The organism is Serratia sp. Sp408, assembly GCF_057180665.1.
The window spans coordinates 291934-313912 of sequence record NZ_JBXUFT010000003.1; the positions used below are offsets into that span (position 1 = coordinate 291934).

Annotated in this window: 23 protein-coding genes; 13 read left to right on the forward strand and 10 right to left on the reverse strand. The window is 57.0% G+C overall.

The window, feature by feature from the left end; all coding sequences use genetic code 11:
- Nucleotides 1–64: 64 nt before the first annotated feature.
- The 12 genes from rpmH (at nt 65) to AC2AXP_RS13800 (ending at nt 11486) form a co-directional block, all read left to right on the forward strand.
- Nucleotides 65–205, forward strand: a complete 141-nt coding sequence (rpmH, locus tag AC2AXP_RS13745; RefSeq protein ID WP_005976668.1) for a 50S ribosomal protein L34 — start codon at nt 65–67, stop codon at nt 203–205.
- Between the two features lie 18 nt (nt 206–223).
- Complete coding sequence (gene rnpA / locus AC2AXP_RS13750; protein WP_071586644.1) at nt 224–583, forward strand: ribonuclease P protein component; 360 nt, start codon at nt 224–226, stop codon at nt 581–583.
- Nucleotides 547–804: a membrane protein insertion efficiency factor YidD gene (yidD, locus tag AC2AXP_RS13755; protein ID WP_071586643.1), complete on the forward strand. Its 258-nt coding sequence runs from the start codon at nt 547–549 to the stop codon at nt 802–804. The genes rnpA and yidD overlap by 37 nt, the downstream gene beginning before the upstream one ends.
- A gap of 2 nt (nt 805–806) precedes the next feature.
- Nucleotides 807–2441, forward strand: a complete 1635-nt coding sequence (gene yidC / locus AC2AXP_RS13760) for a membrane protein insertase YidC (RefSeq protein WP_004956981.1) — start codon at nt 807–809, stop codon at nt 2439–2441.
- 124 nt (nt 2442–2565) lie between these two features.
- Complete coding sequence (gene mnmE, locus AC2AXP_RS13765; protein WP_004956979.1) at nt 2566–3930, forward strand: tRNA uridine-5-carboxymethylaminomethyl(34) synthesis GTPase MnmE; 1365 nt, start codon at nt 2566–2568, stop codon at nt 3928–3930.
- A gap of 45 nt (nt 3931–3975) precedes the next feature.
- The gene (locus AC2AXP_RS13770) at nt 3976–4968 is read left to right on the forward strand and encodes a LacI family DNA-binding transcriptional regulator (RefSeq protein ID WP_004956977.1); all 993 of its coding nucleotides are present in this window, start codon (nt 3976–3978) and stop codon (nt 4966–4968) included.
- 135 nt (nt 4969–5103) lie between these two features.
- Nucleotides 5104–5913 carry an inositol monophosphatase family protein gene (locus tag AC2AXP_RS13775; protein WP_198774083.1) on the forward strand — a complete coding sequence of 270 codons (810 nt, stop codon included), beginning with the start codon at nt 5104–5106 and terminating at the stop codon, nt 5911–5913.
- Between the two features lie 152 nt (nt 5914–6065).
- The gene (locus AC2AXP_RS13780; RefSeq protein WP_198774082.1) at nt 6066–7424 is read left to right on the forward strand and encodes an MFS transporter; all 1359 of its coding nucleotides are present in this window, start codon (nt 6066–6068) and stop codon (nt 7422–7424) included.
- A gap of 76 nt (nt 7425–7500) precedes the next feature.
- Nucleotides 7501–8781, forward strand: coding sequence for a histidine-type phosphatase (locus AC2AXP_RS13785; RefSeq protein WP_004956971.1), 1281 nt, complete (start codon nt 7501–7503; stop codon nt 8779–8781).
- A gap of 147 nt (nt 8782–8928) precedes the next feature.
- On the forward strand, nt 8929–9654 hold the full coding sequence (locus AC2AXP_RS13790; protein ID WP_004956969.1) for a 4'-phosphopantetheinyl transferase family protein: 726 nt from the start codon (nt 8929–8931) through the stop codon (nt 9652–9654).
- 121 nt (nt 9655–9775) lie between these two features.
- Nucleotides 9776–10342, forward strand: a complete 567-nt coding sequence (locus tag AC2AXP_RS13795; RefSeq protein WP_484381758.1) for an NADPH-dependent FMN reductase — start codon at nt 9776–9778, stop codon at nt 10340–10342.
- A gap of 91 nt (nt 10343–10433) precedes the next feature.
- Nucleotides 10434–11486, forward strand: coding sequence for an alpha/beta hydrolase (locus AC2AXP_RS13800; protein WP_198774081.1), 1053 nt, complete (start codon nt 10434–10436; stop codon nt 11484–11486).
- A gap of 43 nt (nt 11487–11529) precedes the next feature.
- On the opposite strand, the gene AC2AXP_RS13805 is transcribed toward AC2AXP_RS13800, so the two are convergent.
- Complete coding sequence (locus AC2AXP_RS13805) at nt 11530–12867, reverse strand: NCS2 family permease (protein WP_039991477.1); 1338 nt, start codon at nt 12865–12867, stop codon at nt 11530–11532.
- A gap of 223 nt (nt 12868–13090) precedes the next feature.
- On the opposite strand from AC2AXP_RS13805, the gene yieH reads away from it, so the two are divergent.
- Nucleotides 13091–13759 (forward strand): 6-phosphogluconate phosphatase, encoded by a 669-nt coding sequence (yieH, locus tag AC2AXP_RS13810; RefSeq protein ID WP_484381759.1) that lies wholly within the window; start codon nt 13091–13093, stop codon nt 13757–13759.
- Here the strand turns inward: yieH and AC2AXP_RS13815 are convergent.
- From AC2AXP_RS13815 to AC2AXP_RS13855, 9 genes are all read right to left on the reverse strand, one after another.
- On the reverse strand, nt 13745–14473 hold the full coding sequence (locus AC2AXP_RS13815; protein ID WP_004956954.1) for an amino acid ABC transporter permease: 729 nt from the start codon (nt 14471–14473) through the stop codon (nt 13745–13747). The genes yieH and AC2AXP_RS13815 overlap by 15 nt on opposite strands.
- Nucleotides 14463–15200: an amino acid ABC transporter permease gene (locus AC2AXP_RS13820; protein WP_039991476.1), complete on the reverse strand. Its 738-nt coding sequence runs from the start codon at nt 15198–15200 to the stop codon at nt 14463–14465. Before AC2AXP_RS13820 ends, AC2AXP_RS13815 begins: the two co-directional genes overlap by 11 nt.
- Before the next feature lie 76 nt (nt 15201–15276).
- Nucleotides 15277–16116: an ABC transporter substrate-binding protein gene (locus AC2AXP_RS13825; protein WP_273868441.1), complete on the reverse strand. Its 840-nt coding sequence runs from the start codon at nt 16114–16116 to the stop codon at nt 15277–15279.
- Between the two features lie 164 nt (nt 16117–16280).
- Nucleotides 16281–17021: a phosphate signaling complex protein PhoU gene (gene phoU, locus AC2AXP_RS13830; RefSeq protein WP_004956949.1), complete on the reverse strand. Its 741-nt coding sequence runs from the start codon at nt 17019–17021 to the stop codon at nt 16281–16283.
- A 12-nt stretch (nt 17022–17033) separates the two neighbouring features.
- The gene (gene pstB / locus AC2AXP_RS13835) at nt 17034–17810 is read right to left on the reverse strand and encodes a phosphate ABC transporter ATP-binding protein PstB (protein WP_004956947.1); all 777 of its coding nucleotides are present in this window, start codon (nt 17808–17810) and stop codon (nt 17034–17036) included.
- Between the two features lie 47 nt (nt 17811–17857).
- Entirely contained in the window at nt 17858–18739 is an 882-nt protein-coding gene (gene pstA, locus AC2AXP_RS13840; protein WP_371902056.1) for a phosphate ABC transporter permease PstA, read from the reverse strand.
- A 10-nt stretch (nt 18740–18749) separates the two neighbouring features.
- Complete coding sequence (gene pstC, locus AC2AXP_RS13845; RefSeq protein ID WP_004956941.1) at nt 18750–19706, reverse strand: phosphate ABC transporter permease PstC; 957 nt, start codon at nt 19704–19706, stop codon at nt 18750–18752.
- 77 nt (nt 19707–19783) lie between these two features.
- The gene (gene pstS, locus AC2AXP_RS13850; protein WP_004956937.1) at nt 19784–20824 is read right to left on the reverse strand and encodes a phosphate ABC transporter substrate-binding protein PstS; all 1041 of its coding nucleotides are present in this window, start codon (nt 20822–20824) and stop codon (nt 19784–19786) included.
- A 406-nt stretch (nt 20825–21230) separates the two neighbouring features.
- Entirely contained in the window at nt 21231–21806 is a 576-nt protein-coding gene (locus AC2AXP_RS13855) for a TetR/AcrR family transcriptional regulator (RefSeq protein ID WP_004956934.1), read from the reverse strand.
- Nucleotides 21807–21979 lie beyond the last annotated feature (173 nt).

Below are 21979 nucleotides of genomic sequence, written 5' to 3' on the forward strand. Positions count from 1 at the left end.
TCACGCCGAGTAGCCAAACGCGTTTACTGATCAGTAATCAATTTAAGTTTAGGTAGAAATCGCCATGAAACGCACTTTCCAACCGTCCGTATTGAAGCGCAACCGTAGCCACGGTTTCCGTGCTCGTATGGCCACCAAAAATGGTCGTCAAGTTCTGGCCCGCCGTCGTGCGAAAGGCCGTACTCGTCTGTCTGTTTCTAAGTAATAAAAGCTAACCCGCTGAGTGGTTAAGCTCGCTTTTCCCAGGGAGTTACGTTTGTTAACTCCCACTCATTTCACTTTCGTCTTCCAGCAGCCACAACGGGCCGGCACGCCGCAAATTACCATCCTCGGCCGCCTGAACCAGCTGGGGCATCCCCGCATCGGTCTTACCGTCGCCAAAAAACACGTCAAACGCGCGCATGAGCGCAACCGGATCAAACGCCTTACCCGCGAAAGTTTCCGCTTGCACCAGCACCAATTACCGGCGATGGATTTTGTGGTGGTAGCCAAAAAGGGGATAGCGGATCTGGATAACCGCGCATTGACGGAAGCTTTGGAAAAATTATGGCGTCGCCACTGTCGCCAGGCTCCCGCATCCTGATCGGGCTGGTGCGAGCCTATCAGCTCGTTATCAGTCCGCTGCTTGGGCCACGTTGTCGCTTCCAGCCGACATGCTCTCATTACGCAATTGAGGCATTAAGCAGGTTTGGCATGATAAAAGGCAGTTGGTTGACAGTGAAACGCGTATTAAAATGCCACCCTTTGAACCCAGGTGGCGATGATCCCGTGCCGCCGAAAACCGACGATAACAGAGAACACTAACGATGGATTCGCAACGCAATCTTCTTCTCATCGCTCTGCTGTTCGTGTCTTTCATGATCTGGCAGGCTTGGCAAACGGACCACGCTCCGCAACCAGCCGCGCAGACCACGCAACAGACCACGAACGCCGCAACCGGTGATGCTGCCAGCCAGGCCGTGCCAGCCAGTGGCCAGGGTAAACTGATTACCGTTAACACTGACGTGCTGTCGCTGACCATCAACACCCGCGGCGGTGACATCGAGCAGGCTAAACTGTTGGCCTACCCGGATACTCTGGGTTCATCGACGCCTTTCCAGCTACTGGAAACTACCCCGTCGTTCGTCTATCAGGCGCAAAGCGGCCTGACCGGCAAAAATGGTCCGGACAACCCGGCCAACGGCGAACGCCCTCTGTTCCAGGCAGCGCAGGATACCTTTACGCTGGCTGATGGCCAGGATGAACTGCGCATCCCGCTGACCTATACCCGCGACGGCGTTGAATACACCAAGACCTTCGTGCTCAAGCGCAACCATTACGCGGTTGGCGTTGACTATAGCGTCAACAACAAAGGCACCACCCCGCTGGAACTGTCGCTGTTCGGCCAACTGAAGCAGACCACCGAGCTGCCTAAGCATCGCGACACCGGCAGCAACAACTTTGCGTTGCACACCTTCCGCGGCGCGGCGTACTCCACCAGCGAGACCAAGTACGAGAAATACGCGTTCGACAAGGACGAAAACCTGAATGTTTCCACCCAGGGCGGCTGGGTTGCGATGCTGCAACAGTACTTCGCCACCGCGTGGGTACCGGCAACGCAGGGCACCAACACCTTCTACACCGCCAAACCGGGCGACAACCTGTCGACCATCGGCTTCAAGGCCACGCCAGTTGTGGTACAGCCGGGCGCGCAGCAGCAGCTGAACGCCACGCTGTGGGTCGGCCCGGAATTGCAGGATCAGATGGCGCAGCTGGCGCCGCACCTGGACCTGACCGTCGATTACGGCTGGCTGTGGTTCATTTCCCAACCGCTGTTTAAGCTGCTGAAGTTCATTCACGGCTTTATCGGCAACTGGGGCTTCTCGATCATCATCATCACCTTCATCGTGCGCGGCATCATGTACCCGCTGACCAAGGCGCAGTACACCTCGATGGCGAAAATGCGCATGCTGCAGCCAAAACTGCAGGCGATGCGTGAACGTATCGGTGACGACAAGCAGCGTATGAGCCAGGAAATGATGGCGTTGTACAAAGCGGAGAAAGTGAACCCGCTGGGTGGCTGTCTGCCGTTGATCATCCAGATGCCAATCTTCCTGGCGCTGTATTACATGCTGATGGGCTCGGTCGAGCTGCGCCACGCGCCGTTCGCCCTGTGGATCCACGACTTGTCGGCGCAGGATCCGTACTACATCCTGCCAATCCTGATGGGCGTGACGATGTTCTTCATCCAGAAGATGTCGCCAACCACCGTTACCGATCCGATGCAGCAGAAAATCATGACCTTTATGCCGGTGATCTTCACAGTGTTCTTCCTGTGGTTCCCGTCAGGTCTGGTGCTGTACTATATCGTCAGTAACCTGGTGACCATCCTCCAGCAACAGCTGATTTATCGCGGGCTGGAAAAACGCGGTCTGCACAGCCGCGAAAAGAAAAAATCGTAAGCGTATTGTAGGGGCTCGGCACGCTGGCCCTTTGCAATAACACCAAGAGGCGGTCATTAGACCGCCTTTTTGCATATTGTCAGAACGGCAGCCAACGGCGCTGCAATGTGAAGGATTAGGCTATATGAGCACTAGCGATACCATCGTCGCCCAAGCCACCCCACCGGGACGCGGTGGCGTCGGCATTTTGCGTATTTCCGGCCGCGCAGCCCAACAGGTGGCGCAAACGCTGCTCGGCAAGCTGCCAAAACCGCGCCATGCCGATTATCTGCCGTTCCGCGATGCCGACGGCGCAACCCTCGATCAGGGCATTGCACTGTGGTTCCCCGGCCCGAATTCCTTTACCGGCGAAGACGTGCTGGAACTGCAGGGCCACGGCGGGCCGGTGATCCTCGATCTGCTGCTCAAGCGCGTACTGGCGCTGCCAGGCGTGCGCATTGCCCGGCCGGGGGAGTTCTCCGAGCGCGCCTTTCTGAACGACAAGCTCGATCTGGCGCAGGCCGAGGCGATTGCCGATCTGATCGATGCCAGTTCCGAACAGGCGGCACGTTCGGCAATGAACTCGCTGCAAGGGGCGTTTTCCAGCCGTATTCATCAGCTTGTGGAAGCACTTACTCACCTGCGAATCTACGTGGAAGCGGCCATCGACTTCCCGGATGAGGAAATCGACTTCCTGTCTGACGGCAAAATCGAAGCGCAGCTGAACGGCGTGATGAACGATCTGGACAGCGTGCGCGTCGAGGCACGCCAGGGCAGTCTGCTACGCGAAGGCATGAAGGTGGTGATCGCCGGGCGTCCAAACGCCGGAAAGTCCAGTCTTCTCAATGCATTAGCCGGTCGTGAAGCGGCAATTGTCACCGACATCGCCGGCACCACCCGCGACGTATTGCGTGAGCACATTCATATCGACGGCATGCCCCTGCACATTATCGACACCGCCGGGCTGCGGGAAGCCGGCGACGAAGTGGAGCGTATTGGCATCGAACGTGCGTGGAACGAGATTGAACAGGCGGATCGCGTGTTGTTTATGGTGGATGGTACCACCACCGAGGCGACCGAGCCCGGCGAAATCTGGCCGGAGTTTATGGCGCGCCTGCCAGCCACGTTGCCGATAACCGTGGTACGCAATAAAGCGGATATCACCGGCGAACCGCTGGGTCTAAAAGAAGTGAATGGTCACTCACTTATTCGCCTGTCGGCCCGTACCGGCCAAGGCATTGAGGTGCTACGCGATCACTTGAAGCAGAGCATGGGCTTTACCAGCAATATGGAAGGTGGGTTCCTGGCACGTCGTCGCCACCTGCAGGCACTGGAACAGGCGGCCCAGCATCTGGTTCAGGGCAAAGAACAGTTAGTAAGCGCTTACGCGGGGGAGCTGTTGGCGGAAGAATTACGCCTGGCACAGCAGGCGCTGAGTGAAATTACCGGCGAATTCACCTCTGACGACCTGCTGGGGCGAATTTTCTCCAGCTTCTGTATCGGCAAATAACCTGGCGCGGCGCCACCGGGCACGTCAAGCGGGAGAACGGCAACCATGAGTGATGCAAAGAACCATTGGGTAACGGCCAGCGACGTTGCGCGTCTGGCCGGCGTTTCTCGTTCCGCAGTGTCGCGCACCTTCACGCCCGGTGCCTCGGTGTCGGAAAAAACGCGCCAACGGGTGGAGGCCGCAGCGGCAGAATTGGGTTATCAGGTGAATATCATCGCGCGTTCGATGATTACCGGTAGCAGCAATTTTATCGGCCTGGTGACCGCCGGCTTTGATAACCCGTTCCGCAGTAAATTGCTGGCGCCGCTGGTGCATCACCTGGCGTTGCAAGGCTTTATGCCACTGCTGCTGAACGCCGACGACCCGAAACAGCTGGCGCCACGGCTGCGTGAGTTATTAAGTTATCACGTTGCCGGCGTGATCCTGACCTCTGGCGCGCCGCCGCTGTCGCTGGCGGAAGAGTATCTGGCGCGCAAAATCCCGGTAACGCTGATCAACCGCCAGGTTGAACTCAGCGGCGCCGATCAGGTTTGCAGTGACAATCACCAGGGCGCGCGGTTGGCCGCACGCCAGCTGATGCAACACCGCGTGACCTGCCCGGGCTTTATTGGCGAAAGCGCGTCCTTCAGCAGTCTGCAGCGCCAACAGGCGTTCGAAAGCCAGTTCGACGCTCAACGCCAGCCGATGGCCCGCGTGATTTGCCCCCATGGCGGTTATCAGGCCGGCTGGGACGCCGCCGCCGCCCTACTGGCGCAACAACCGCACCTCGATGGCCTGTTTTGCGCCACCGATATGCTGGCGATGGGCGCCATGGACTTTATGCGTCAGCAGCGCCCTGGGCAGCAATTGCCACTGGTCGGCTTCGATGACATCCCACAGTCCGCTTTCGCCCCCTATCAGCTCACCACTCTGCGGCAAGACACCGATGCATTGGCCAGTACCGCAGTAGCGCTTCTGGTCAGCCGCATACGCCATTTCGACCAGCCGGCAGTACGCAAGAGCGTGCCGGTTGAACTTATCGTGCGCCAATCCGCCTAAAACGAAAGATCTGTTTTATGCGCAGCCGATCACGGAATAAGTTTTTCACTTTAGCCATTATCCTGTAGCACCATTGCAACAAAACAACGATATCATCTTATTTTGCACACGAGTGCAATTAGTGGCGGAGGGGAAATGACGGCAACATCAGCACAGGATATCAGCGCACGCTATCACTTTGCATGCGACGTGGCGCGCCAGGCCGCCGAGCTGGCTTACGATTTTTATCAACGGCGCCAACAGCTGGCGGTGGAACACAAGGGCGATGATTTACAAGACGTGGTCAGTCAGGCCGATCGTGAAGTCGAAGCGTTGACGCGCCGGCTGATCGCCCAACGCTTTCCACTGGACGACTTTCTGGGCGAAGAAAGCGGCGGCAGCGGCGGTAGCGCCGCCTGCACCTGGGTCGTCGATCCGATCGACGGTACCGCGTGTTTTCTCAATGGCTTACACACCTGGTGCGTGTCGATCGGCGTGATCGTTGACGGCGATCCGGTTATCGGCGTGGTCTACGATCCCAACCATCGGGAAATGTTTCACGCCTGCAAGGGTCAGGGAGCGTTTCTCAACCACGATCCTATCCGCGTGCATGCAGGTAGCTCGTTACGCGACGGCGTGATGGGCGTCGGGACTTCCCACCGCGTCACGCCTGAGGATTTCGTGCCGTTTATCAGTCGGTTATTACACGCCGGTGGCATGTTTATCCGCAGCGGTTCCGGCGCGTTAATGACCGCCCAGGTCGCCGCCGGGCGCCTGATCGGTTATTACGAGCCGCACATGAACGCCTGGGACAGCCTGCCCGGCATCGTACTGGTGAGAGAAGCCGGCGGCGTCAGCAATGATTTCCTGGCTGACCACGGTTTGCAACGTGGCAATGTGCTTTTAATGGCCAACGCGGAAATTTATTCTCAGCTGAGCGAATTGATTCAGCAAAAAATAAAATAACGGCGTTGCTCACTTAACTCATGGAAAAGCAATTCATTCGGATTATGTGCCCTACAAATTAAATTAATAAGGACGAACTTCTCTGCCAATGGAATAACCAGAGAGCGCTTAATCAGCGTGTATTTTGCCAATCCGCCCTACGGAGTGAAATTATGTCTGGTATATTCGCTTTTTTTAAAGCGGCGCCGGCCACGCCTTCTCATGGCCCGCTGAATGAAAAGAAATTCCTTACCCTGCGCTGGCGAACCTTTCTGGCGATGACGGTAGCCTACGTGATGTTTTACGTTTGCCGACTGTCGTTCACCGTGGCGAAAAGTGCCCTGGTGGACATTGGCATCAGCCCGACCGAGTTGGGCATGATCGGTTCCGCGCTGTTCTTCTGCTACGCCATCGGCAAGCTGGTCAACGGTTTCCTGGCCGATCACGCCAACGTGGTACGCTTTATGAGCCTGGGGCTGCTGCTCAGCGCAGGGATGAACTTTATGATGGGCACCACCAGCAACGCATTGCTGTTGACGCTGTTCTGGGGCATCAACGGCTGGGCGCAGTCAATGGGCGTCGGCCCCTGCGCGGTGTCACTGGCACGCTGGTATGGCAATAAAGAGCGCGGTACCTTTTACGCCATCTGGTCCACCGCGCATAACATCGGTGAAGCCATTACCTATATGGTGATTGCGGCGGTCATCGCCGCGTTTGGCTGGCATGCCGGCTACTTCACTACCGCCATGCTGGGAGGCGTGGGTATCGTGTTGATCCTGCTGTTTATGTGTGACTCACCGCAGAGCGCCGGCTACCCGCCGATCGGCGTTATTCGCCATGAGACGGAAACGCTGAGCGAAGACCGGGGATCGGTGCTGAAAAATCAGCTGTGGTCGCTGCGCAACCCGGCGCTATGGACGCTGGCGCTGGCGTCGGCCTTTATGTATATCGATCGCTACGCGGTGAATTCGTGGGGCATTTTCTTTTTGCAGCAGGCCAAGCACTACTCCACGCTGGAAGCCTCCAGCATTATCGGCGTTAACGCCATTGCCGGCATCGCCGGGACCATTATTGCCGGTATGTTGTCCGATCGCTTATTCCCACGTAATCGCAGCGTCATGGCCGGGATTATCGGCCTGCTCAATACCGCCGGGTTCGCTCTGATGGTATGGCTACCGCGCAATTACTACAGCGACATCGCCTCAATGGTGATTTTCGGCGCCACCATCGGCGCGCTGACCTGCTTCCTCGGCGGGTTGATCGCGGTGGATATTTCGTCGAAGAAAGCGGCCGGCGCGGCACTGGGCACTATCGGCATCGCCAGTTATGCCGGAGCCGGGCTGGGAGAGTTCCTTACCGGTGTGATTATCGATCGGACCTCGGTAATAGAAGCCGGAAAAACGCTGTATAACTTCGATACATTATCGCTATTCTGGATTGCCTGCGGGTTATTATCGGCGGCACTGACGTTTATTACCGCCACGATTGTCGCACACCGTCATGCTATAAAACGCGTGGCAAGCACATCCTGACTATCAATAGCAATATCCTGTTTGTTAATCGCCATAAATTTATTTAATCTGAATATACATTAACGAGGAATATATTATGTTGCTATTGCAAAAGGACTGGTCGCGTCTGTTATTTGCCGTCACGCTGGGTATGATTTCCAGCGTAGCCCAGGCTGAGCCGCGCTACGTATTGGAAAAGGTGGTTGAGGTCAGCCGCCACGGCGTACGCCCGCCGACCTCAGGCAACCGGCAGGCGATGCAGGCGGGAACCGGCCGAGAGTGGCCACAATGGCTGACGCGCGACGGCGAACTCACCGGCCACGGTTATGCCGCCGCCACGCTGAAAGGACGCTATGAAGCCGACTATTATCGCCGTCAGGGCCTATTGGCCAACGGCTGTCCGAGCGCGGGGGCGGTGTATGTCTGGGCCAGTCCGCTACAGCGCACGCGAGCCACCGCACAGGCGTTGATGGACGGCGCATTTCCCGGCTGCGGGGTCGCCATTCATGCGGCCGCCACCGAACAGGATCCCCTGTTTCAGGCAGATAAAATGGGCCTGGTGCCGCTCGATGCCGAACGGGCTCGCACGGCAATAAGGCAGGCGATGGGCGGCAGCGCCGAGCAGGTGAAAACGCGCTTTAGCGCTGACATTCGGCGTCTGCAAGCGGCGGTCTGCCTGCCGCAACAGGCTTGCCCGGCCTTTGAACAACCGTGGGAAATCACTCAGGAGCACGACGGCCGCTTCAGCATCAACGGTCTGGGGACGTTGTCCAACATGGCGGAAAGCATTCGCCTGGCCTACAGCGAAAACCAGCCGACGGCGCAGGTCGCCTTTGGCCACGGTGTCAACGCATCGGCCGTCGCGCCGTTGCTGCCCCTGCTCACCGCCCGCTATGACTTTACCAATGACGTGCCCTATATCGCGCAACGCGGTGGCTCGGTGCTGTTAAACCAAATCGCGCTGGCGCTGGCCGCCGATCGAACCTCTGCCGGGGCGCCACCGGCGGCGCGCTGGTTGCTGTTTGTCGCGCATGACACCAATATCGCTTATCTGCGCACCCTGCTTGGCTTTAGCTGGCAACAGGGGCTTTACCCACGCGGCAATATTCCCCCGGCTGGCAGTCTGGTATTCGAACGCTGGCGCGATCGGCAAACGGGCCAGCGCTTCCTGCGTCTGTACTTCCAGGCGCAATCGCTGGATCAAATCCGCCAGTTGTCACCGCTGAGCACGCTGTCGCCACCGTTAAAAACCGAGTTCAGCCGTCCTGGCTGCCGGCAGTTGTCACTGGGCGTACTCTGTCCCTGGACTGAGTCGATGCAACGGATGCGCGCGGCTATCGACCCGACGGCGCTGCCTACGGTGCAGTACCGGCCATAACCTCCCCCCTGCGGCGCGCACTCTGCGCCGCAGCAATGCCCACGCAATAAATAGGATAAACCGCATATGCGTTTTTAATGAAAAATCTTAAGGTTACGCATAATCTACCTCTCCAGCGACGAGGATCTTACTGACATGGAGTGAATAATGGCATGCCATTTTGCCCGATGGAGCACGACACCCACTCAGTTGAATACCCAACGGTTGAGCACAGAGCTGATCGCCAGCAGCGCGACCTTCTCCACCAAGCGCCGTCAGCGCTTTCTGCAGGGGCGCATTCTGCTCGCCGAGATGATGTTTTATCTGTATGGCCTGGCGAAATTGCCGCCGATCGCCACCACGCCCACCGGGCGCCCGTGCTTTGCCGATCATCACCTGCCCGATTTCAGCCTGGCTTACGCCGGTAACACCGTTGGCGTATTGTTAAGCAACGAAGGCAAAGTGGGTCTGGATATTGAAGTCATGCGCGCGCGCGTCGCCAATCAGCAAAAGATGCAGTATCAGTTCCAAAGCGCCAGCGAAACCGCCTGGATCGGCATGCAGGACGATCGGCTAGAGGCGGAAACCCAGCTGTGGAGCATCCGCCAAAGCGTGCTGAAAATCTCCGGCTTGGGCAATAGCGGCCAGGCGACGCTCAGCCTGCGGCCGTTTTCCGGCCAATTGCGCTCCAGCGTAACGCCCAAAGTGCAGGTAATGAGCGACGCCGATGAATATCAAAGCTGGTCCTGTGCGCGCGAACCGCAGCTGGAACGCCTGATGTGCTGGCACTATGAACCACGGTCGGGACTGGAAAGAAAAGGCGAGATCTCGGCGCGCTCGCCGACCGACTCGCTGCGCTTTATCAAGCTGTCCGGTCTGCCGGACTTACGCTAATGCAGGCCACCGGCGGCGATGGATATAAATAAACCGTATACCGCTGTTCCCTGCGATTTATTTGCCCTAGTATTTATCGGTGTTCCACGCTGAATCTGTTCATTAGAAAGGGAGAGTCATCATGTCAGACCAAGCATTAAAAATCGTAACCCTGCTCGGCAGCCTGCGTAAAAACTCCTACAACGCCATGGTAGCGCGTACGTTACCGAAGCTGGCACCGCCCGGTGTGACCATCGAGGCACTGCCTTCAATCCGCGATATCCCGATTTACGACGCCGACCTGCAGCAGGACGAGGGCTTCCCCGCTACGGTTGAGGCCATCGCCGAACAGATTCGCCAGGCGGATGGGGTGATCATCGTGACGCCGGAATATAACTATTCAGTGCCGGGCGGCTTGAAGAACGCCATCGACTGGCTTTCTCGTCTGCCAAACCAGCCGCTGGCTGGCAAGCCGGTGGCCATTCAGACCAGTTCAATGGGGCCTATCGGCGGCGCACGCTGTCAGTACCATCTGCGCCAGATCCTGGTATTCCTCGACGCCATGGTGATGAACAAACCGGAGTTCATGGGCGGCGTGATTCAGAACAAGGTTGACGAGCAAGTCGGCGAGCTGGTTGAGCCGGGTACGCTAGACTTCCTGACCGGCCAGCTGTCTACCTTCAGCGACTATATCCGTCGGGTGAGATAAAGCCTGGTTAGCGGCGCCTTCCCTTACGCCGGAAGGCGCCGATGCTGCAACCGCCACGCCTACCGCTATTTTAAAATAAAGACATAACGCCATGTATTTTTTTGTTTTAGCCTTATTGCTGGCTGTTATCACCAGACCCTTGTTTGCCGAACAGATGCGTTACCCGGCCGGAGAAGAACCGGTGGAATTGCCCGCACATCACCTCTTGAACGCCAAATTGCCACGGGCGGCGCACAATCAGGAAGAAAAAAAAATTGAGGCGATATCGCTGTATTTGACCCTGATGCGCGAAGATGAACACAACGTCTGGGCTCCCTATCAGCTGGCGGCCTCTTCTGCGGAAAAAGGGCAAACCGAGCTGGCGGAACGTTATCTGCAGCTGAGCGCCGAACGCGGGTTGTGGTATTACTACAATCTGTTGGAAGACGATTCGTTCAGCAGTATTCAGCATCGCCATACCTATCAATCCATCCTCGCACAGGCCAAAGCCCGCTATCTGCAACGCGCCAGGCAATTTGAAGGGAAAGCCAGCTACGCCCTGCCAAGCGGCCCTACGCCCGCCGGTGGCTGGCCAACGGTGGTGTTTCTGCATGATTACGGCAAATCCGCCAGCATCAGCGCCGAAGATCGCCTGCTGTTCAGCTCCCTTGGCGCCGCCTACATTGAGCTGAACGGTACGCAAATGCTGTCGGAAAACAGTTTCCGCTGGTCCAATTACAGCGATGAAAGCACCCAAAGCGCTATTCAGCGCGCGCTGGCACCGCTGATCCGCCAACTGAATCTCAACCCGCAACAGGTATATTTGTCAGGTCGCGGCCAGGGTGCGTTGCACGCCGCCAACCTGCTGGCGAAATATCCGCAGTTTTATGCCGGCGCGCTGCTGATCGCGCCGCACGGCGAAATCACCCCAGCCAGACAGACGCTGGCTGAAAACAAGCGTATCGTACTGGCTTACTACGATCGTCAGAATTTTAGCGAACGGGCGCTGGCGCTGCGTTTCGCCGAACTGTTCAATACCGGCAATCAGGTGCAGCTACAGCGTTTTAATCAGGCGGAAAGCGCCAACGTCGGTTGGCAGGGGCGTTTTGCGCGGCCAATGGAATGGATGCTGGGAAAGGCACCGGACGCACATCCGGGCGGATAAAAAACGGGTCCAGCAAGCTGGACCCGGCTTTCTGCCAACGGAATCAATGCCCGTCGACAAACACGATCTTCAGAATAAACAGCAGCGCCACCACCACTACGCAAGGGCTAATCTCACGCCAGCGGCCAGTGCCCAGCTTCATCACGCAATAGGCGATAAACCCCAGCGCAATGCCTTCGGTAATCGAGAAACTGAACGGCATCATCACCGCTGTGACGAACGCCGGTACCGCCTCGGTAAGGTCGTCCCATTTAACCCGCGCCAGGCTTGAGGTCATCAGCACGCCTACGTAAATCAGCGCACCGGCGGCAGCATAGGCCGGTACCATGCCAGCCAGCGGCGACAGGAAGATCACCAGCAGGAACAGCAGGCCGGTAACCACCGCGGTCAGACCGGTACGGCCACCCACCGATACGCCGGACGAACTTTCAATATAGGCGGTCACCGACGAAGTGCCGATAAATGCTCCGCCCACCGAGCTGATGCTGTCGACGTACAGCGCCTGCTTCATGCGCGGGAATTTGCCTTTTTCATCGGTCAGTCCGGCCTTGTCGGTGACGCCAATCAGCGTACCGGAGGAGTCGAACAGGTTAACCAGCATGAACGAGAAGATAATCCCCGCCAGCCCGACGTTCAGCGCGCCAGCCAGATCCACCTGACCGACCACCGACGTGACGCTTGGCGGCATCGAAAATACCCCACCGTACTTCACGTCGCCCAGAGCCCAGCCAATCAGCGTGGTGACCACGATCGACACCAGCACCGCCGCGTGGATGTTGCGCGAAGCCAGAATGGCAATGATAAAGAAGCCCAGCGCCCCCAGCAGCACGCTGTGCGAGGTCAGGTTACCGACCGTGACCAGCGTGTCCGGGTTCGCCACCACGATACCGGCATTTTTCAGCCCCATCATGGCGATAAACAGGCCGATACCGCTGGTGATGCCGATACGCAGGCTCAGCGGAATGTTGGCGATCATCCAGTAACGGATGCGGAAAATGGTCAGCAACAGCAAACCTACCGCCCCCCAGAAAATCGCTCCCATGCCGACCTGCCATGAAATCCCCATCGCGCCAACCACCACAAAGGCGAAGAAGGCGTTAAGGCCCATCGCCGGAGCCAGCGCCACCGGCAGGTTGGCCAGCAACCCCATCAGAATGCTGCCAAAGGCGGCAATCAGGCAGGTGGTAACGAACACCGCCTGGGTATCCATACCCGCAGCGCCGAGAATCTGCGGGTTAACAAATACGATGTACACCATGGTCAAAAAGGTGGTAAAGCCGGCAATCGTTTCCGTACGTACCGTCGTGCCATGCTGCTTGAGTTTAAACACGCGCCCAAGCAAGCCTTGCTCAGCGTCAAGGCCAGTGACTTGTTTGGTCATTATCAGAATTCCGAAGAAGGGAATGGACAGTCCGCCGGCTATCCTATAACAAAATTTCCGGCTTTTGACGTCGATCACAGGTTTTTTTCGCCTTTTCGGCGGTTTTGCTCGGTAATCCGATGGATTTATTGCGAATTGGCCGAAACGGGCCATCTTGCTATCGCTTTCCTGACGCAGCCGGTTAAAGTGGAAGCACTGTAGCAACCGCGAGGGCAAGGTTTCGATGACCCAGATAGACTGTATTCTGTTTGATTGCGACGGCACGCTGGTGGACAGCGAAGTGCTGTGCAGCATGGCTTATGTACATATGTTTGCCCAGCATGGCATAACGCTGTCGCTGGAAGAGGTATTCAAAAAATACAAGGGCATAAAACTGTACGAGATTATTGATCAGGTGAATGCTGAGCAGGGCACCAGCCTGGCCAAAGAACTGCTGGAACCGCAATACCGCCAGGAAGTTGCGCGCCTGTTCGACAACCAACTGCAACCTATTGCCGGCGCACGCGAGCTGTTGGCGCAGGTCAGCGTGCCGTTTTGCACCGTTTCCAACGGGCCGGTAAGCAAAATGCAGCATTCACTCGGCCTGACCGGCATGTTGTCCTATTTTGATGACCGGCTGTATAGCGGCTACGATATTCAGCGTTGGAAGCCGGACCCGGCGATCGTCTACCACGCCGCGGCGCAGATGCAGGTACCGGTCGAACGCTGCATTCTGGTGGATGATTCCGCCGCCGGCGCACAAGCCGGGATCGCCGCCGGCATTCCGGTGTTTTACTTCTGCGCCGATCCGCACAATAAGCCGATCGATCACCCGCTGGTCACCCCTTTCGACGATCTCGCCCAGTTGCCGTCGCTGTGGCAGCAGCGCGGCTGGCAGTTAACTGGCCGGTAACGGCGGTTTGCGCCCCGCTCGCGCCAACGCTTTGGTCTGCGGACTGAAGCGTTTATTCAAGCCACTGGCCAGCAGGTCGAGCGCCAGACAGAACACAAAGTACACCAGCGCCACAAACAGGAACACTTCCATCGGATACGCCATGCTGCGGTTATTCACCTGGGTGGCCAAAAAGGTCAGTTCGCCGACGCCGACAATGTAGGCCAGCGAGGTGTCCTTGATCAGAGAAATCCATTGGTTGATGAACGAGGGTACCATCATGCGCAACGCCTGCGGCAGCACGATCAGCGCCAGCGTTTGCCAACGCGTCAACCCCAGCGACAGTCCGGCCTGCCACTGCCCGGGGCCAATGGCGACGATGCCGGCCTTCACCGCATGAGCCAGATAGGCAGCGGCGATCAGCGCCAGCGCGCACACTACGGTGGTGATTTCCGGGATCTCTACGCCAAACACGATCGGCAGCAGGAAATAGGTCCAGAAAATCAGCATGATCACCGGTATGGCGCGGAAAAAGCCTAATACCGCAGCCAGCAGCGCGGCAAGCGCACCGCGTGACATCGCCAGCAGTATCCCCAGTACCGTTCCCAGTAGCGCCGACGCCACGCCGGCCATCAGGCTGATGACCAGGGTCAGCGCTGCACCGCCCAGCGGGCCATCCGGCCAGGTGCCCAACAGCAGATAACGCAGGTTGTCCTGAATAACGCTAAAATCCATTCTGCTTCCCCCGCTGGGGTTTGCGCTGTTGATGCCACATACCCCAGCCTTCCAACAGCGCAATAATGGCGATGTACAACAACGTGGCAACGCCAAACGCCTGGAAGGTGCGTAACGTTTCGGTTTCTACCTGACGCGAGGCATACGACAGCTCGGCAACGCCGATCGCCATCGTCAGCGACGAGTTCTTGATAAGATTCATGTATTGACCCAACAGCGGTGGCAGGGCGATGGTCAACGCCTGCGGCAGCACCACATGACGCATCGCTTGCCAGCCGGTCAGTCCCAGCGCGTTGGCGGCCTGTTTTTGCCCGACAGCCACGCCGCGTATGCCGGAACGGACTTCCTCGGCGATAAACGCGGCGGAATACAGCGTCAGCCCGCAGCAGCCGGCCAGAAACTCGAACGACGGCCAGGCCAGCCAGCCAAATTGATGCGGGGTATTCAGCCATTGCATGGCGGTAGACGGCAGTATTTGCCCAGCGGCGAAGTACCAGAAAAACAGCTGTACCAGCAGCGGGGTATTACGAAACAGCGCGCTGTAAGCGACCGCCAGCCCACGTAGCAGCGGCAAAGGACTGTCGCGCAGCGCGGCGATCGCCAGCCCCAGCAACGTTGCCGCCAGTCCGGCACAGGCGGAAAGCCACAGCGTCAGCAGAAAACCGTGCCATAGCCAGCCAAGATATTGCGGCTCCAGTAGCCACTCCGCAAGAAATTGCATGCCCATCGTTGCCCTCTCGGCATCCATGCAGCAAGGGCGCAGTTCGCTGCGCCCTTGCGTTCAAGCCATCATAACGTCCGCATCAGGCTTTAGGTTGCTGAGCCAACGGTGCAATTTTAAACTCACCGCGCGGTTGAGCGGTTTTGGTGTCCGGACCGAACCAGCGCTGGTAAATCGTCAACGCTTCGCCGTCCTGTTCCAGTTTAAGCAAGGTGTCGTTGATGGTGGCCGTCAGGCGTTCTTCGCCTTTGGGAATGCCAATGCCTTGATATTCTTTGGTGATACTGAACGGCGAGATTTCAAAATCGGCTTTTTGCGCCGGCGTCAGATTGCCGAGCAGACCGACCAGCTTGGCGTCATCCTGGGTGATGGCCTGGACGTTGCCGTTACGCAGTGCCACAAACGCCAGCGGGGTGTCGTCATAGGAAATCACTTTGGCGGTCGGGTAATGTTCGCGCAGGGTTATTTCCTGTACCGTGCCTTTATCCGCGCCGATACGCAGCGTTTTGATGTCCTCCGGGGTCTTCAGTACCCCTTTACGTGCGATGAATTTCTGCCCGGTGGCGAAATACGGCACGCTGAAATTCACTTCCTTGGCACGTTGCTCGGTAATGGTAAAGTTGGCGGCGATCAGATCCACTTTTTTGGCTGCCAGCAGCGGAATACGGTTAGCCGGGTTGGTGGCGCGCAGCTCGACCTTAACCCCGAGAGCCTTGCCTATCGCATCAGCGATGTCGACGTCGTAACCCACCAGCTTTTTACTCTGCGGATCGATATAGCCAAACGGTGGATTGCTGTCGAATACCGCGATGCGCACCACGCCGGCCTGTTTGATGTCGTCGAGTTTGTCCGCCTGCGCGGCAGCGCTAGCGAGACCGGCCAAGCCGGCCAACAAGGTTAAAGCCAAAGCGCGCTGTTTCATGAAAAGCTCCCAAGTGGTTGATGTCCTGCTGAGAGATAAGCTAGCAACTGCCACTTAGGTCAGGAAATAATATAAAAAGCTATATTTATAACCATTTTAACTTTACGGCTATTGGCCATGAAAAAGGCGCAGTACGCTGCGCCTTTGCCGGGAGAACGGAACGCTTACTCGTCGGTGACGTCCGGTGGCGTTTTGCCATCGGCCAACAGCTTATCCAGCGCGTCACCGCCGATATGGCGGAAATCCTGCCCCTTAACGAAGTAGAAAATGAATTCGCAGATATTCTGACAACGGTCACCGATACGCTCGATCGACCGCGCGCAGAACAGCGCGGTCAGCACGCTGGGAATGGTGCGTGAATCTTCCATCATGTAGGTCATCAGTTGACGCACGATGCCTTCATATTCCTGATCGACCTTCTTGTCTTCGCGGTAGATACGCACGGCTTCGTCGAGATCCATGCGGGCAAAAGCATCCAGCACGTCGTGCAGCATTTGCACGGTGTGACGGCCAAGGGACTCCAGGCTAACCAGCAGCGGTTGATGCTGATGCGAAAACTTTTCCAACGCGGTGCGGCAGATCTTATCTGCCACGTCGCCGATACGTTCCAGCTCCGAAATGGTTTTGATGATCGCCATCACCAGACGCAGGTCACTGGCGGTCGGCTGACGCTTGGCAATAATGCGCACGCAGGCTTCGTCGATCGCCACTTCCATCATGTTGACCTTGTCGTCGCCTTCGATCACCCGCTTGGCCAGCTCGCCGTCCTGGTTGTGCATCGCGGTGATAGCGTCGGTCAATTGCTGTTCCACCAGCCCACCCATGGTCAGCACCTGGGTACGGATGTGTTCGAGTTCAGCGTTAAACTGGCCGGAAATGTGTTTGTTTAAATTCAGGTTATCCATGATGCATCCTCATCAACCATAACGGCCAGTGATGTAATCTTCAGTCTGTTTTTTCTGCGGCGCGGTGAACAGGGTGTCAGTATCACTGAACTCAATCAATTCGCCCAGATACATAAATGCTGTCGAATCAGAACAACGCGCAGCCTGCTGCATGTTATGGGTCACAATCACCACGGTGTAGTCCGACTTCAGCTCGCTGATCAGTTCTTCAATCTTGCCGGTAGAGATCGGATCCAGTGCCGAGCAGGGTTCATCCAGCAACAGCACGTCGGGACGAATGGCGATGCCACGGGCGATGCACAGACGCTGCTGCTGGCCACCGGACAGGCTGTAACCACTCTGGTGCAGCTTGTCTTTGGTTTCATTCCACAGCGCCGCTTTGCTCAAAGCCCACTGTACGCGCTCATCCATGTCGGCACGCGACAGTTTTTCAAACAGGCGAACACCGAAGGCGATGTTGTCGTAAATAGACATCGGGAACGGCGTCGGCTTTTGGAACACCATGCCCACTTTGGCACGCAACAGCGCGATATCCTGGTTATCGGTCAGAATGTTCTGGCCATCCAGCAGAATATCGCCTTCGGCGCGCTGTTCCGGATACAGCTGGTACATTTTGTTGAAGGTACGCAGCAGCGTGGATTTGCCACAGCCGGACGGGCCGATAAACGCGGTCACTTTGTTCTTGGCGATGTCCAGCGTGATATTTTTCAACGCATGGAATTTGCCGTAATAAAAGTTCAGATCGCGTACCTGAATCTTGCTGGCGGAAGCGAGGTCAATATTACTCATCTAGACTTCTCTCTTTTCACAGCGCCGCCGCGGCGGCGCTTAAATTTTTATGAATGCTTTTTCTTGGCGAAAATCACACGCGCCAGAATATTCAGTAACAGTACGCACAGGGTGATCAACAACACCCCGGCCCAGGCCAGTTGCTGCCATTCGGCAAACGGGCTCATGGCGAATTTGAAAATGGTGACCGGCAGGTTGGCGATCGGCTGCATCAGATCGGTGGTCCAGAACTGGTTCGACAACGAGGTAAACAGCAGCGGCGCCGTTTCGCCGGCGATGCGCGCAATCGCCAACAGCACGCCGGTAATGATGCCGGACACCGACGCCTTCAGCGTGATGGCGGAAATCATCCGCCATTTCGGCGTGCCGAGCGCATAGGCAGCTTCTCGCAGCGTGTCCGGTACCAGCTTGAGCATGTTTTCGGTGGTGCGGATCACGATCGGCACCTGCAGCAACGCCAGCGCGATAATGCCCGCCCAGCCGGAGAAATGCTCCATTTTCGCCACCACAATGGTGTACACGAACAGGCCGACCACGATTGACGGTGCCGACAGTAAAATGTCGTTAATAAAACGAATCACTTCTGCCAACCAGGATTTGCGGCCGTACTCCGCCAGATAAATCCCCGCCAGAATGCCGAGCGGGGTACCGAAGATGGTCGCCCACAGGATTAACAGCCCGCTACCGGCGATGGCGTTGGCCAGCCCGCCGCCAGCGGTGTTGGGCGGCGGCGTCATTTCGGTAAACAGCGCCAGCGACATGCCGTCGATGCCTTTGGTGACGGTAGAAAACAGGATCCATACCAGCCAGAACAGGCCGAATACCATGGTGGCCATCGACAGGAACAGCGCGATACGGTTCTTCTGGCGGCGCCAGGCCTGCATTTTGCGGCGGCTTTCCGCCAGTGCCAGGTTATGTTGCATATCCATCGTCGCCACGTTAGCGTCCCTCATTCTTGGCCAGGCGCATGACCATCAGTTTCGACAACGCCAGCACGATAAAGGTGATAACAAACAGAATCAGCCCCAGCTCCATCAGTGCTGCGGTGTGCAGCCCGGATTCCGCTTCGGCGAATTCGTTGGCCAGCGCCGAGGTAATGCTGTTGCCGGGCATATACAGCGAGGCGCTGTCGAGTTGGTAGGTGTTACCGATGATAAAGGTCACCGCCATGGTTTCGCCCAGCGCTCGGCCAAGGCCCAGCATTACGCCGCCAATCACACCGTTTTTGGTGAACGGCAAGACGATGCGCCAGATCACTTCCCAGGTGGTGCAGCCGATACCGTAGGCCGACTCTTTCATCATCACCGGGGTCTGTTCAAACACGTCGCGCATTACCGCGGCGATGTAAGGGATAATCATGATCGCCAGAATCACCCCGGCGGCCAGAATGCCGATGCCGAAGGCCGGGCCGGAGAACAGCTCGCCGACGATAGGAATGCCGGACAGGACGTCGCCAACCGGTGTCTGGAAATATTCGGCAAACAGCGGGGCAAACACGAACAGCCCCCACATGCCGTAAACGATGCTCGGGATGGCCGCCAGCAGTTCAATCGCCACGCCCAACGGGCGCTTCAGCCAGTTCGGTGCCAGTTCGGTCAGGAACAGCGCGATGCCAAAGCTCACCGGGACCGCAATGATCAAGGCGATAAGCGAGGTAACGATGGTGCCGTATATCGGTACCAGTGCGCCAAACTGCTCCGCCGGTGCGTCCCACTCTTTGGTCCACAGGAAGGAGAAGCCAAACTTCTGGATGCTCGGCCAGGAAGCGAAGACGAGTGAAACAATGATGCCACCCAGCAGCAATAGGGTAATCAGCGCCGCCAGTTTCACTAGCGCGCTGAACAGGATGTCACCATTTTTGCTTGGAGCCTTAATGGTCGGCTTGTACTCAGCCATAGATTACTCTTCTGTTTAAAGCTGGGAGGGCCCGGCATACCGGGCCCAGATATAACGGCTAACCAAACGCTGGCCGCTTAATACAATGCTTTGCCTGAGCTGTCTTTCACGTTGGTTTTCCAGGCTGCGCGTACCTGTTCAACCACTTCGTCCGGCAGGGTGGCGTAATCCAGCGCTTTGGCTTCGTCGCCACCGGACTTGTAAGCCCAGTCGAAGAATTTCAACACTTCTGCGCCTTGTTCAGCTTTCTTCTGTTCCTTGTGAACCAGGATGAAGGTGGTGGAGGTAATCGGCCACGCGTCCTCGCCTTTCTGGTTGGTCAGGTCCTGGGCAAAGGTTTTGCTCCAGTCCACGCCTTTGGCCGCGTTGCTGAACGCATCTTCCGTCGGGCTGACCGCTTTGCCATCGGCGGACACCAGCTTGGTGTAGGCCAGGTTGTTTTGTTTGGCGTAGGCGTACTCTACGTAGCCAATAGCGCCCGGCAGGCGTTGTACGAATGCCGCGATACCGTCGTTGCCTTTACCGCCCAGACCGGTTGGCCAGTTAACCGTTGAGCCGGCGCCGATTTTCTCTTTCCACTGTGCGTTGACTTTGGCCAGGTAGCTGGTGAAGACGTATGAGGTACCGGAACCGTCAGCGCGGCGCACTACGGCAATGTTCTGATCTGGCAGTTTTACGCCCGGGTTGAGTTTGGTGATGGCCGGGTCATTCCATTTTTTGATATTGCCCAGGTAGATATCGCCCAACGTTTTACCGTCGAGGGTCAAATCACCGGATTTGATACCTGGAATATTGACCGCCAGTACCACGCCGCCAATCACGGTCGGGAACTGGAACAGGCCGTCAGCAGCCAGTTTTTCATCCGATAACGGCGCATCGGAGGCACCAAAGTCAACGGTATTGGCGATGATTTGCTTCACACCGCCAGAGGAACCAATCCCCTGATAGTTAACTTTGTTGCCGGTTTCTTTTTGATAAGAATCTGCCCACTTGGCATACACCGGCGCGGGGAATGTCGCACCTGCACCGGTCAGGTTGGCAGCAGCGAAAGTAGACACAGAGGCCAGAGAGAAAGTCGCTGCCACAATACTGGCGACGGTGGTACGCATCAGTTTCATAATCCCTCCTAATGGGATATTCAAAAATCGACTTCGAGTCGTTTTCATCAGAGTAAGTATTGCTGCAGGAGGGAAAATAGGACAGTTTGGTGACAGAAAAATGTATGAAATATGACAGTTATATGACAAGACGCGGGTTTTAAAATTAATTTAATTATAATCAATGCGTTATGAAAAACCCCGCCTGATTGGCGTGTTTTTTAATCTGCGGACTTTCTGAAAATGACTCTTTTTCTGCTTATTAATCAGCCGATTATTGATCGAATTATTCTCTTTAAAATGGCGGTTTCGACCGTAGATCGATAACGCGGCTGTGACGATCGCTCACCCCGCGACGCTAGCTCGCCGGCAATCCCACCGCCATCTCATGCGCCAGATTAACGTTTGATGACATTCTGGCCGTGGGTTACTGCGCAGCGCTTTTCGCCTGCGAACCCTCAGCGTCAAGGATACGCGTGCGGCAAACCTGCAGGATCTCATCTGCCAGCGCCGAACCTTGCGGGCAGGCACGCGACAGCACCACCGCCCCCACCAGATGGGCAAGCGTGTCGATAGCTGCGGCTCGGGTTTCACCTGCGCCATCGCCGCCCTGCGTCAGCATGGCCAACTGGCGTTCAATGCCTACGGCAAATAATTCCTTGACCGACTCGGGCTGGCGCGCCGCATCGGTGGACAGCGCCGCCATCACACAGCCGTCACCGATACCGTTGCGATGCTCGCGGGACAGGTACTGTTCGACAATCTGTGCGATATCCTTGCCTTCGGTTTTTGCCTGCGACTGGGCAAACCCGCAGGCCACTGCTTCCAACATCAGGTCGGCCTTGGAAGCAAAGTGTTTGTAAAACCCGCCATGGGTGAAACCGGCGGCCGACATCAGCTCGGCAACGCCAACGCCATCATAGCCGCGCTCGCGAAACAGCACCGAGGCCGTTTCTACGATGCGCATCCGGTTTTCCTGCGCCTGCGCTTTGCTCACTTTCATCTTTATCGGCCCTTCTCGTCGAAAATCATGGCGCCAGTATACATTGATGATGATCGTAATCAAACCGATTGACAAGTTAGATTATGATCATCATTATTAATCGCGCCAGCCAACCCTGACCCGATGATGGAAAACCGGCTGGTAAAAACCGTGATCCAACACCGAGCCCGCGG